The following is a 13,648-nucleotide window of genomic DNA, read 5'->3' on the forward strand; positions in this document are numbered from 1 at the left end:
AAATATTATTATAAACATCCGTTAGTAGATTTGGTCTAATCTTTATTGGTGGGTACAACTATATTATACGAGTGAAGGGTTTTAACTTCACTTTGCTCGTTAAAAGACTAACTTTTTCATATAAATGAAAAGTGAAGGGTTTGACATAGCTTTGCTTGTCAAAGGTGAATGGTTTTGCCACGGCAAAAGGTTAAGGATATTTTTCTTTCGCTTTGCTACAGAAAAATTATTAACTTAAATTAAAGATTTTCCGTAGTAAAACGGAGAAAAATCAACATTAACTTTTTACTGTACGTAAAAAAGTTCACCTTTTACGTGCGAAGCATCGTAAAACCCTTCACTTTTCACATAAGTGAAAAAGTTAGTCTTTTAACGCGCAGGGCCAGTTAAAACCCTTCATTATTATGATTGCTTCGCAATTTTTTTAGTGCGACAGCCCCTAGCTATCTTGTTTATTTAATCTGAGTCTTGACTACCTCTAACATATATTCCTGTACCTGCTAATTATAAGCCTCTTATATATTACTACATTTCATTAAATATATCTTCTACAAATTTCTCAAAGTTTTCTCTTTGGGTATGATTATTATCTACATATATTTCTTTTGAAGTCAATATACTATTTAATTTATATCCATCTAATGACTTCATTTCTTCAAATTGATTATTTTCATACAAATTTCTTAAGGTTTCACCTATTCTCAAAAGACTTTTATAATGCATTCCATTAGAAAATCCTCTAATCATGGAACTATTAGCAGGTTTCTTTGAAAAAAATAAGGATTTAGCCAACCATCCCTCATCTGCAATTCCCTTTTTCGTAGTACTTGTCAGCACAAAATTTAAATACTCTGTAAATTCCGTAAATATTCCTGTATAGGTTTTTATTCCAACAATAGGATACCATAATCCTCTTATTTTACCACTATTAGTTCCTGATGATCTAAAATATGCTAAAGTCACCCTTTCCATTCCATAAATATATTTAATATTTACATCTATCAATCCAATCATTCTAAAATGTTTTACAGAGTATAAATTAGCTCTGAAGCTTTCCGGGTACATTTTTAGTATCTCTATTAAATTTGGCATAATAAATACCTCCTCAATTTAATCCTATGCTTATTATGAAATAAAGCCATATGATATTAGAATTAAAATTCCTAATCATATGGCCCATCTTCAATATCAATTTATATTTTTGATTTTTTCAAGTTGTTTTTTTATTTCTTCAATATTTTTATAATTTCCTTGGATATTCATTAACTTTTTTAAAAAAATTTCTTCTTCTGGATTTAAATGAAGTTCTTCATACCAAGGTTTATCTTCTGAATCGGTTACTTTATATGATGAATAATATAGATGAATTAAAAAATCACCTATAAACCAATAATCTACATCTTTTACATATCTTTTATTATCAATAATTCTTGCTAATCCAAAATCAATCAAAGCTATATCTTTGTTTTTTTTCAATATTACATTAGGAAGTCTAATATCACGGTGTACTATACCATTATTATGCAATATTTCAACTAATTCTAAAAGCTGCCACCCAATTTTGTAAATCTCGTCTTTATTAAACTCATATTCATCTATGGCTAATAAATCTTCAAATACTTTTCCCTCAATATATTCTAATATATAGCCTTCTCTATCTTGGTCATTAAATTTTGATATAAATTTAGGAAATTTGGGATTATCTAAAGCTTTTAATATCTTCTCTTCATAAAATAATTTTTTTCTAGTATCCTTAAGCATATTTTTTTTTAATTGTTTTATTACACGCTTTTCACGTTTGTCATTAGCTGCCAAATATACAATTCCATATCTACCTTCACCTATTACTTTTAGAATTGAATATCCATTTATCTTTTCTCCAGTTTTATAATATCTATCCATATCAATAATCCTATAACTATTTTATTTCAAATAACGTTATCGACTATATGACCTACCAACTTCTTGATCTACTTCTAGACCTACTTCTTGATCTACTTCTAGACCTACTTCTTGATCTGCAACTTGACCAACTTCTTGACCTGCTTCTTGATCTGCAACTTGATCTCCTTCTTGATCTGCAACTTGATCTACTTCTTGATGAACTGCTGAGTTTATAATAGCTATGGCCATTATATGATTCATTAATAAAAGAATCCATACATAACACCTCTTCTGTACTTTTTTAAATCAATATGATTTATTTTTACAGTTATATAATATGAGTTATCTAAACATTATGTTACCTATTTAGAAATAAATTAAATATTTATATTATCTTAAAAGTAAAAATAACTTATAATAAAAAATATAGGGCATTATAACTTAAAATCAACAATGAAATTAAGTTGCAATACCCTATACTTTTATAATATAATTTTTTTCAAAAGTTTGTTATACCAAGCTTTTTAACTAAAATTATGCTATTAATTTTACCATTTAGATTTATCTTGGATTTTTAACCTGTGCCTGTGCAGCTGCAAGTCTTGCAAGAGGGACTCTAAATGGTGAGCAAGAAACATAATCAAGTCCAACATCATGACAAAACTCTACAGAAGAAGGGTCTCCTCCATGTTCACCACAAATTCCAAGTTCTAAATTAGGATTTGTTTTTCTTCCCAATTCAGCAGACATTTTTATAAGTTTTCCAACACCTACCTGATCTAATTTTGCAAAAGGATCAAATTCATATATTTTCTTTTCATAATAATCCTTTAAGAATTTTCCCGCATCATCTCTAGAGAATCCAAAGGTCATTTGAGTTAAATCATTAGTTCCAAACGAGAAGAAGTCAGCTTCTTTTGCTATTTCATCTGCTGTAAGTGCAGCCCTTGGTATTTCTATCATAGTTCCAACTTTATATTTTAAGTTAGCGCCTTTTTCTTTTATAATTCTATCTGCTGTTTCAACTACTATGTCCTTAACATATTTTAATTCTTTTGTTTCACCTGCGAGAGGTATCATAATTTGAGGCTCAATATTAAGGCTCTTTCTCTTATTTACATCTATAGCTGCTTCTATTACAGCTGTGGTTTGCATTTCAGCTATTTCAGGATATGATACACACAGTCTGCAGCCTCTATGACCCATCATAGGATTAAATTCGTGTAAGGATAAAACCGTATTTTTAAGTTCATCAAAGGTAATTCCCATTTCTTTTGCTAAATCTTTTATATCTTCATCGTTAGTAGGTAAGAATTCATGCAAAGGTGGATCCAAGAACCTTATTGTAACTGGTCTTCCTTCCATTGCCTCATATATTCCTATAAAATCCTCTTTTTGCATTGGCAAAAGTTTAGCAAGTGCCTTTTTTCTTTGTTCTACAGTTTTAGCAACTATCATTTCTCTAACTGCTGGTATTCTATCTTCATTAAAGAACATATGCTCAGTTCTACAAAGACCTACACCTTCAGCTCCAAATTTTACTGCCTGAGCTGCATCTCTTGGTGTATCAGCATTAGTTTTAACTTTAAGTTTTCTTACTTCATCTGCCCATCCCATAAATGTTCCAAAGTAACCACTTATTTCAGGTGCAGTTGTCTTTATAGAAGATCCATAAACACTTCCAGTACTTCCATCTAATGAAATGAAATCACCTTCATTATATACTTTTCCACCTACTTCAAATTTCTTATCTGCTTCTTTGACAACTATGTCTCCGCAGCCTGCAACACAGCATGTTCCCATTCCTCTAGCAACAACTGCTGCATGTGAAGTCATACCTCCCCTTACTGTGAGTATTCCTTCTGAGGCTACCATTCCTTCTATGTCTTCTGGTGATGTCTCAAGTCTTACAAGTATAACCTTTTCGCCATTTTCATGATGTGCTTTAGCATCCTCTGCTGTAAAATAAATTTTTCCTGAAGCCGCTCCAGGTGATGCTGGAAGCCCTTTTGCTATTGGTTCAGATTTTTCAAGTTCCTTTTTATCAAAAGCTGGATGCAAAAGTGAATCAAGCTGCTTTGGTTCAACTTTAAGAAGTGCCTCTTCTTTAGTCAATAATCCTTCATGAACCAAATTAACTGCAATTTTTAATGCTGCCTGTGCAGTTCTTTTTCCATTTCTAGTCTGCAAGAAATAAAGTTTACCTTGTTCTATAGTAAATTCCATATCCTGCATATCTCTATAGTGATTTTCAAGTTTCTGAGCTATCTCCATAAATTGTTTATAACATTCTGGCAAATCATCCTGAAGTTTTGTTATTGGCTGAGGTGTTCTAATCCCTGCAACTACATCTTCACCTTGTGCATTTATGAGATATTCTCCAAATATTCTCTTATCTCCAAGTGCAGGGTCCCTTGTAAATGCAACTCCTGTTCCTGAAGTGTTTCCCATATTTCCAAATACCATTGATTGAACATTTACAGCTGTTCCCCAATCACCTGGTATATCATTTATTCTTCTATAAACTATTGCTCTAGGATTATTCCAAGATCTAAATACAGCGGTAACTGCTTCTATAAGTTGCTCTTTTGGATCACTTGGAAAATCCTTTCCTAATTCCTTTTTATATAATTCTTTAAATTGTGAAAGTATATTTTTCAAGTCATCTGCATCTAATTCAGTGTCGTATTTAACATCTTTTTCTTCTTTAACTTTATCTATAATATCTTCAAACTTTCTACCATCTATTCCCATTGCAACATTTGAAAACATTTGAACAAATCTTCTATAAGAATCATATGCAAATCTTTCATTATTCGTAAGTTTCTTAACTGCTTCTACAGTTTTATCATTTAATCCAAGATTAAGTATCGTATCCATCATTCCAGGCATTGATACTCTTGCTCCTGACCTTACAGAAACAAGAAGTGGGTTTGTATCGCTACCAAATTTCTTTCCTGTGATTTCCTCAAGTTTTCTCATATGTTCATCAATTTGTTCATGTACATCATCAGATATTTTTTCGCCATCTTCATAGTATTTTATGCACGCTTCTGTAGTAACCGTAAAGCCTTGTGGAACAGGTATACCAAGGTTGGTCATTTCTGCTAAATTTGCTCCTTTACCTCCCAATAAATTTCTCATACCTGCGTTTCCTTCATCAAAAAGGTATACATACTTTTTTCTTTCCATAGTAACATCCCCTTTAATCGTTTTGTTGTTACAGTTATACCAACTTAAATGGCATATCTTTTTCTTTATATAGGATTATTAACTCAACTTTTAATTTATACATGCCTCATAATACCTTGAACATAGCATTTTAAAACATATATAAATTGAGTCTCGATACAATAACCCTTACTAACGAGAATTTTATCTCGATTAGTTCAACTTAAATCGTTTACTTTCGACATAACAACAAGTTAACTACAAAAATCACCCTATTAATGATATAAATTATTGCATTATAGAAACTCATAAACTCTAAAAATAATATTGCATATGTTTCTAATAAAAATATAAACCTATCAAAATTACATATTAATTATAGCATTTTCCAAAAATAATTATTACACCTATTTCTCCAGTTTTTGGTTTGATTTAAGCATAATATGGCTAATTATTTTGAAAATTCTTTAATTTCCTTAATTTTTTATAAGTTCTTAGTTTAATCTCGAAATAAATAAAAAAGGCATCAAGCCCTTTTTATTTTTAAATGTATTCTATTTATAAACTATTTTGTTTCATTATCGTCACTTTTTTTATCATCATCTATATCGTCAAATCTTACAGTGTATTGATAAGAATTTTCACTATCATCTCTATTATTGTTACTGCCCTTAAATTTTTCTTTAAATTCTGATGCGGCATCATTCATTTTTTCCTTAACATTTGTAACTGTATCTTTAACTACTTTATTTACAACTTCAACAGAGCCATCTTCCTTTGTTATTTCCACTGTAACTCTAGTAACTACAGCAGTCAAAAACATAAGTGCTATAGATGGTGCCCATACAACTCCTGCTGCAACACCACCTACTATACCAGCGCTAACAGGTATATCAAGTATGATCTTATCGTCTTTTTTAACTCTTATCCTTGATACATTACCTTTGCTAATAATGTCCTTAATCCATGCAACAAATTCATCTTTAGTGGTATCAAACTGTTCTTTTGCTCCTCCATTTTTTTTAGAATTTTTTTCTACATATACAAGAGCATCAATTACATTTCCATTTGAAGCCTCAAGTGCTTCTTTTGCCTCTGTATATGTAACTCCGGTTCTTTCTTTAATGATATCAATTTTCTCCAAAGTTATTTCTTCCATTTATAATTCACTCCTTATTCATTAAACTTAATATTTCCAAGCTTTTAGGTTTTTTAGCATAATCTTGAGATATAAATTCACCTAATATTCCATATACCTCTTTTTTTATTTTTTCATTTAAATTAACTCTATAAATATTCCCTATGGGAGTCCTATTTAAATAATTAAGAGCATTGTAGGAGGCCGGTGTAATGCTTCTTCCTCCTTCCTTAGTGCAATCATCACATAAAAAACCATAGTATTTATAACTTATATAATTGGAAGATGATATTTTTTTTTTGCATTTGGCACAATGACCAAAATTAAGGCTATAACCAGTATATTTCATAAGCTTTAGTTCAAACGCTCTGGCAAGAGTTTCTAGATCGCCTACCCTATTCTTTATTAAATAAAATGTACTTACGAATTCTCTAAATAAATCTCTTGAGCTTTCACCTTCAACCATAGAAATATCTATTAATTCACAAAGATATGAAGCATAAGTAAGAACATCTAGATCATTTAAAAATTCCTGAAAAGAGTCAATTATTTCGCCCTCATTTAATATAAACATGCTTTTCCCTTTAAAAAGAACATAATTTCCAAAACAAAAATTTATGGTTATAGGTAAATATTTACTTCTATTTTTTTGAGCTCCTCTAGCAATTGCAGATATTTTGCCTAACTTCTCAGTAAAAATCCAAATCAATTTGTCATTTTCATTTAGATTTTGACTTTTTATTACTACACCTCTGCTTTTAAATACAGCCAGATTCTCATCTCCTCCCTTGATATTTTAACCTTTTTTTAAAAAATTATTTGTATCCTAACTCTTTAAGAACAAAAGGACTATCTCTCCAATCTTTTTTAACCTTAACCCACAGCCTTAGATTTACCTTTTTCCCAAGAAACTCCTCAATGCTTTCTCTAGCATATGTTGATATTTTTTTTAGCATTTTTCCATTCTTCCCTATTATTATCCCTTTATGTGATTCTTTCTCACAAAGTAAATTAGCTTCAATATTATATTTACCATTTTCATTTTCTTTCATTTTAATAACTTCTATGGCAATTCCATGTGGAACTTCATCAGATAAAAGTCTTAAGGCTTTTTCTCTTATAATCTCTGAAACAATGAACCTTTCCTGTTTATCTATTATCATTTCATCTGGATAATACTTAGGTCCCTCTTTCATGTACTTTACCATAAGCTCTATCAGAGTATCTACATTTTTTCCCTTGATAGCTGCTATAGGTATTATTTCTTTAAACTCAAAAAAATCAGAATAATTTTTAAGAGTTTTAGCTAATCTTTCATCAGTAGTCTCATCCATTTTATTTACTACCAAGAATATTGGAACATTGACATCTTTAAGCTGTTCCAATATATGAATATCTCCCTTTCCTACTTCAACATCAGGAGTAGTTACGAACACAATCAAATCAACGTCTTTTACGGTATCATTGGCTACCTTCACCATATATTCTCCAAGTTTATGCCTTGGCTTATGAATTCCAGGAGTATCCACAAAAATAAGCTGATAATCCTCTCCTGTAAGTATAGTTTGAATGTTATTCCTTGTTGTCTGAGGCTTACTAGATACAATAGATAATTTTTCACCCATTATGTAATTAAGCAATGTAGATTTTCCTACATTTGGTCTTCCTATAATTGTTACAAATCCAGATTTAAACATAAATCCTCCTTATTTAATTAAAATTTATCAAATGGTTCAGGAAATATATCTTTCATTTCCTTTATTATATAATTTTCCTTATCTTTAGCTAATATTATTTTAATATCTTCAGCTGCAAATTCATTTATTACCTGTCTACAAATACCACAAGGATAAGTATATCCGTCATCATCAGATACTATCGCAATTGCTTTTATGGATGTTTTTCCTTCTTCACTTACAGCCTTAAATATAGCTGTTCTTTCAGCACAATTAGTAGCTCCAAAAGACACATTCTCTATATTGCATCCACCAAAAATATTATTGTTTTCAGTAAAAACTGCTGCTCCAACTCTAAAATGTGAATATGGAACATATGCCTTTTCTTTATACTCTAATGCTTTTTTTATTAAAAACTTGTAATCCATAATAGTTTCTCCTTCTATAGATCTATAGATAAACTAACTGTTTCAATTATTGAAATTCATTTGTACCAAAATCCCCAGAAGACAGCATTTTGGTACAAATAAATTTGAAGTTTCAGGGTGGTTTATCTTTACTTAAACATAATTCATAATACACAATTTTTAACGAAATATCTTAAATAAAATTATAGTAATTAAAATTCCAAAAATTGCTCCTACTACTACTTCAAACACAGAATGAATTTCTGAATCGACCCTACTTTGAGCAACTATTACTGCTAAGAGATAGCTAAGAACTATAACCTCAATTTCTGGTGATATAAGTGTTATCATTGTTGCTAATGAAAATGCTATTACACTGTGACCACTTGGCATTCCTCCTCTTAAAGGAGTTCCTTCGCCAAATTTTGCCTTGACTATAAGCGTAACAATACAAACAATAATCAATATCATAAACAGCATATATGGATTAGAATTTTTAACTCTATTTATGAGGTGATTAGTAGCCGGTTTAAGTTTATTCCAAAATATAACAAATCCTACTATGACAGCATTTATGGCCGTTACAAGAACTGCTCCAGCTGCTACATTCTTTGCTATTTTAGCGAGTGGATGATAGTAATTGACATACAAATCAACAACACTTTCTATAGCTGTATTAATGAGTTCTGCTGCTATTACCATTGTTATAGTTATGGTTATTACAAGAAGTTCAACCTTAGACAAATCTGTAAAAAAACAAACAGTAAGTATCAAAAGTGTAAATATAAAATCTATTCTAATATTAAGTTGTGTTCTTATAGCATATATTATACCCTCAATTGCATAGTTAAAACTATCCACAAGCTTTTTCATCTTCATAAATATCATCCCATACCTTAAGAATTCACTTAGTAAATTATATATATAATAAATTATATCAAATTAATTTTATAATTGTTACAAAAATGCTTTTATTTTAATGATAACTATGGCATGCACACAATTTTGTGCATGCCATAATTATCTACTAATACCAAACCTATTTAATATTTCTTCTTCTCTTGCCCTCATTTTTTCCTTATCTATTTCTTCCATATGATCATACCCCATTAGATGAAGTACTGAATGCACTGTAAGATATAAAACTTCTCTTAAAAAAGAATGACCATATTCTATACTCTGCTCCTTGGCTCTTTCAAGAGAAATTGCTATATCCCCTATGACAAGTTTTTCATCATCCAAATATGTATCATCAAATTCATAATCAGAATATACATCTTTAAAAACCTTTCCCTCTGGATATTCAAGCATAGGAAATGAGAGCACATCTGTAACACTATCTACATTTCTATTTTCTCTATTTATATTCCTTATTTCTTTATTATCGATTAGTATTACAGAAACTTCATAATCTACTTTAACTCCTTCTTCTTTAAGTCCGTAATCAATTATTTCTTTTATCTTATCTAAAAGCTTATCTTCTACATTAATAATTTCTTGTCTATTATCTATAAATATCATAAAGTTCTTACTCCTTTTGTTTTTTCAATTCACTTTTATCAACAGGATACTCTATCCTTTGATGATATATTCCAAGCAGTGCTTTTAAAAATGCTTTTCGTATCTCTCCAATATCCTTTAGAGTGAGATCACAATTGCTTAGTTGTCCATCACTTAACCTTTCATTTATTATATTATTTATCATCTCTTCTACTTTGCATTTAGTGGGTTCATGTATTGATCTTACAGCCGCCTCTATACTGTCTGCAAGCATTATAATAGCTATTTCCTTACTTTCTGGAACAGGACCTGGATATCTAAAGTTTTCTTCCTTTACTTCATCTGGATTTTCACTTGAATTTTTTAGCGTTATATAAAAATATTTAACCAAAGTGTTACCATGATGCTGCTCAATGGCATTTTGTATTATCTTTGGTATATTGTACTCTTTTGCAAGCTCTATGCCATCTTTTACATGAGAGATTATAACAAGAGCACTTAAATTAGGATTTATCTTTGAATGTGGATTATCAACTCCAATTTGATTTTCCTTAAAAAAGTATGGCCTCTTTATTTTTCCTATATCATGGTAATACGCAGATACTCTTGCTAAAAGTGGATTTCCTCCAACTTTTTCAACAGCAACCTCTGCAAGATTAGCTACCATTATACTATGATGATATGTTCCTGGTGCTTCCATTAAAAGCTTTTTCATAAGAGGATGATTTGGATCTGATAATTCAAGAAGCTTTACCGAAGTAACTATTCCAAAAACATTTTCGAAAATAGGCAAAAAACCTATTGTGAGAACTGCTGATAAAATCCCTCCAATAAAAGTAAATGCTGCTTTTTTAACATTATCAACAACATTATTGCTGAGTAAAAATCCAACAGAAAATGCTACAATTGCACTTATAAAGGCTATAAACATAGCAGCATAAATTGTATCACTTCTCTGCTGCATTTTTCTAAATACTATTGATACTAAAATACAGCTTAATATTGTAAGTAAAATTATTTCCGTATTAAATTCACAAACCGCAGAAATTAAAATACTGTTTAATATACTCTCTATTAATGCTATCTTATAATCTAAAAGCAATGTTAAAAGCATAGGTACACATGCAAGTGGTATTAAAAATGGTGAAATAATGCTTATAGTTCTAGCTAATATAATAGATATTATATTTAAAATAAACACCATTATAAGTTTTCCACTGTCATCGTAAACTTGTTTATAATATTTAAAAATATAGTATACTTCAAGAAATAGTACTATAGAAACAAGCATAGCTAAACTGATGTATATATACCAATTATAATTGTTTTTACTATTTAAAAGCCCAAGATCCTCAAGTATTGCAATTTCATTTGCAGTTACAGGTTCGCCTTCTTTAACAATTACTTGCTCCTTTTTTACTATTACAGGGGAAACCTTTTTGGCAATTTCCTCTTTGATTTCTTTAGTTTTGTCGGAATCATAGGTCATATTAGGCTTTATATAAGAATATACTATGTCTTTTGCTAAATTATATTCACTTTTATTTAGTTTTGCACTTTTAAACTGTGCATCAGCAGTTTCTTTGGCTTTTTTAATATCTTCTGGATTTTCTTCACGAATTTCACCATTATATATTTCTTTGATTGCTTTAATTACAACCTGCTGCAAATTTTTTGTTTCATCTTTACTTAAAGATAATATTGCACTTAAGTCAGCATCGCTAATATTTGCTGTAATAGAGCTTTTTAGTTCATCCAATTTTTTAGAATTATCAAAAGTTGTATCTTTAACAGAATTTATAGTTGCAAAATTTTCATTTAGATCGGATAAACTTTCGTCTAAAACTTGAGAATTTTTATTGTATTGAAGCCCTACAGAGTTTACCGCCTGGTTTATTCTGTCATTAGTTGCATTTCTATCTTTTACATCTCTAGGCGCTTTAATATCTATCTTAGCAATATCTCCTTCTTTTAAATTGTATTTTTTAGTAATCAAAGATGTTAAAATTATTCCATAGATAATAAAAAAGGAAACTAATAAAATTAACACCTTTTTAACTTCATTTTTTTTCATAAGCATAAATATTTTCATATTAATTCACCCTTTTGTTTAACACTGCTTATAAAGGGTTACCGTACCAAAACTTAATCTATGCATGTTCAAGGCACATGAGACATATATAAATTAATAGTTGAATCAGTAACCCTATTTACTGTATCATTCCTATATCTTCTTCTGTTATTACTAAAATTCTAATTGTACACAAATCTCCACTTGTTGTTGTATCAACGCTTTTATTAATTACTTTTATATTTTTATCAAACTTAGAAGAAATTTTTTTATACATTTCATCGGCTTCATTTTTAATAAGCTTTTCCTTATTTTGCTTTTCTAATTTATCTTCAACTTCATAATATGTTTCTTTATTAAAAAATAAATTGCTATCTATTATTTTATCATATTTCTTAAACTTGTTTGCATTTTTTTTCAAATAAAATTTTTTATCTCCAATTTTTATATAATAATTTTCCAAATTTTTTCCCGTTCTCACTCTAACATGCTTAGATAAGCTAACGTCCACTGATTTTTCATAAGAAACTTGTGCAATAACATTTCCTTCTGCGTGAACATTATAAGTACTTCCTTCCTTTCCTTGCTCTCCTTTTATAAGTACTTGTCCTTTTTTAACGACATCTCCAGGCTTAACAACGGCAGTACCAGACTTTGTATAAATTCTAAGTATATACCCGTCTTTATTCGCTGCAATATTACACAGATTAGTGTCATTTATTATTTGAGGTGGTTCTTGCCTTTCTGCAATATTAACTTTGAGATGAGAGCCATATATCCTAACTCTGGCCCACATTATATCATTATTTCTAAGAGCAAGCTTTTTTTCAATATCATAAACATTTAAGTTTCTTTTATTTATTCCAGGTCTTATACCTAAATTATATAGCTGGAGCCTTATATTATACGGTGGTATATTTTTTTCTGTATTTATATCTATTCCCCATATAAAACCAGCTAAATAATGTATAACAACTAAAAACATGACAGCTCCTATCACTAGAGAAAATCTATTTTTTAACTTAAGTAAAACGAACCCAAACCCTCTTGTTCTTATTATTTTTACTCTTGATTTTGTTTTAGCTGCTAAATCCTTTATTTTTTTGTAATCTTTAAGTTCTGTTTCTATACGAATTAAGTTCATATCCATCCTATGTATTTCAATTAATTTTATTTTATTTCTCCAAAGTAAATTTAAAAACTCCTCAATTTTTTTAGTTCTAATTTCAATGGTTATATAAGCATGTTTTGTTTTATCAAATTTAACTTTCATCACTATCATCTCCATACGCAATAGCTTTGAATTTCCCGCCAATTATTATTGTGCTTTTCCCTATAAAAAGAATTTCAAGATTGCTTCCTTTTATCCTTATAATTCCTGATGTAGTACTTACTTTAATTAGATTTTCATTAAAGGTAAGAATTTCCTTATGATTTTCTATGGATATTTCTTCATTTCCTAATATTGAGATATCTATCTTTGGTATGTCTAAAACTATATCTGTTGGAAAATCAAGTTTATTTGCTATACTTCTTTTTATGTTACTTAATCTAAATTTCTTCACCCTTCCACCCTCAAACGTTACAACACTTCCATATTAATTTATGACTTTAAGCTACAATAAATTACTACAAAATAAAAATGGAAGGAATATTAAACTCCTTCCATCTTATTTCCACTAGCACCAATTTCACATAAATAAAATTGGAGATGTCATTAAGCCATCTCCAATTTGAATACATTTCTTACGAAATCACATTAATAAAAGATCCGGCAAATCCGGATCTTATACAATTCCAT

The 13,648-nt window shown here is 29.5% G+C and carries 13 protein-coding genes; all 13 read right to left on the reverse strand.

The window, feature by feature from the left end:
* Positions 1–525: 525 nt before the first annotated feature.
* The 13 genes from LQK79_RS12595 to yqfC all read right to left on the reverse strand — a co-directional run bounded on the left by LQK79_RS12595 (position 526) and on the right by yqfC (position 13,412).
* Positions 526–1,092: a hypothetical protein gene (locus tag LQK79_RS12595; RefSeq protein ID WP_231016768.1), complete on the reverse strand. Its 567-nt coding sequence runs from the start codon at positions 1,090–1,092 to the stop codon at positions 526–528.
* 96 nt (positions 1,093–1,188) lie between these two features.
* Positions 1,189–1,902, reverse strand: coding sequence for a serine/threonine protein kinase (locus tag LQK79_RS12600; protein WP_231016769.1), 714 nt, complete (start codon positions 1,900–1,902; stop codon positions 1,189–1,191).
* Positions 1,903–1,938: 36 nt separating this feature from the next.
* On the reverse strand, positions 1,939–2,145 hold the full coding sequence (locus LQK79_RS12605) for a hypothetical protein (RefSeq protein ID WP_053242258.1): 207 nt from the start codon (positions 2,143–2,145) through the stop codon (positions 1,939–1,941).
* 300 nt (positions 2,146–2,445) lie between these two features.
* Entirely contained in the window at positions 2,446–5,076 is a 2,631-nt protein-coding gene (gene ppdK / locus LQK79_RS12610; protein ID WP_231016770.1) for a pyruvate, phosphate dikinase, read from the reverse strand.
* Between the two features lie 544 nt (positions 5,077–5,620).
* Positions 5,621–6,214, reverse strand: a complete 594-nt coding sequence (locus LQK79_RS12615) for a DUF4342 domain-containing protein (protein ID WP_231016771.1) — start codon at positions 6,212–6,214, stop codon at positions 5,621–5,623.
* Between the two features lie 7 nt (positions 6,215–6,221).
* The gene (gene recO, locus LQK79_RS12620; RefSeq protein ID WP_231016799.1) at positions 6,222–6,965 is read right to left on the reverse strand and encodes a DNA repair protein RecO; all 744 of its coding nucleotides are present in this window, start codon (positions 6,963–6,965) and stop codon (positions 6,222–6,224) included.
* A gap of 43 nt (positions 6,966–7,008) precedes the next feature.
* Positions 7,009–7,890: a GTPase Era gene (era, locus tag LQK79_RS12625; RefSeq protein WP_053242256.1), complete on the reverse strand. Its 882-nt coding sequence runs from the start codon at positions 7,888–7,890 to the stop codon at positions 7,009–7,011.
* 17 nt (positions 7,891–7,907) lie between these two features.
* On the reverse strand, positions 7,908–8,297 hold the full coding sequence (locus tag LQK79_RS12630) for a cytidine deaminase (protein WP_053242255.1): 390 nt from the start codon (positions 8,295–8,297) through the stop codon (positions 7,908–7,910).
* A gap of 159 nt (positions 8,298–8,456) precedes the next feature.
* On the reverse strand, positions 8,457–9,155 hold the full coding sequence (locus tag LQK79_RS12635) for a diacylglycerol kinase (protein ID WP_053242254.1): 699 nt from the start codon (positions 9,153–9,155) through the stop codon (positions 8,457–8,459).
* A gap of 141 nt (positions 9,156–9,296) precedes the next feature.
* Positions 9,297–9,797, reverse strand: coding sequence for an rRNA maturation RNase YbeY (gene ybeY / locus LQK79_RS12640; RefSeq protein ID WP_053242253.1), 501 nt, complete (start codon positions 9,795–9,797; stop codon positions 9,297–9,299).
* A 7-nt stretch (positions 9,798–9,804) separates the two neighbouring features.
* A complete protein-coding gene (locus tag LQK79_RS12645) occupies positions 9,805–11,868 on the reverse strand; it encodes an HD family phosphohydrolase (protein WP_231016772.1) in 2,064 nt (687 codons plus the stop codon).
* A 118-nt stretch (positions 11,869–11,986) separates the two neighbouring features.
* Entirely contained in the window at positions 11,987–13,120 is a 1,134-nt protein-coding gene (yqfD, locus tag LQK79_RS12650; protein ID WP_231016773.1) for a sporulation protein YqfD, read from the reverse strand.
* Complete coding sequence (gene yqfC / locus LQK79_RS12655) at positions 13,110–13,412, reverse strand: sporulation protein YqfC (RefSeq protein ID WP_053242251.1); 303 nt, start codon at positions 13,410–13,412, stop codon at positions 13,110–13,112. The genes yqfD and yqfC overlap by 11 nt, the downstream gene beginning before the upstream one ends.
* Between the last annotated feature and the right edge of the window lie 236 nt (positions 13,413–13,648).

Origin of the sequence: Clostridium guangxiense (genome assembly GCF_021043395.1) — a bacterium.
Classification (GTDB): Bacteria; Bacillota; Clostridia; order Clostridiales; family Clostridiaceae; genus Clostridium_S; species Clostridium_S guangxiense.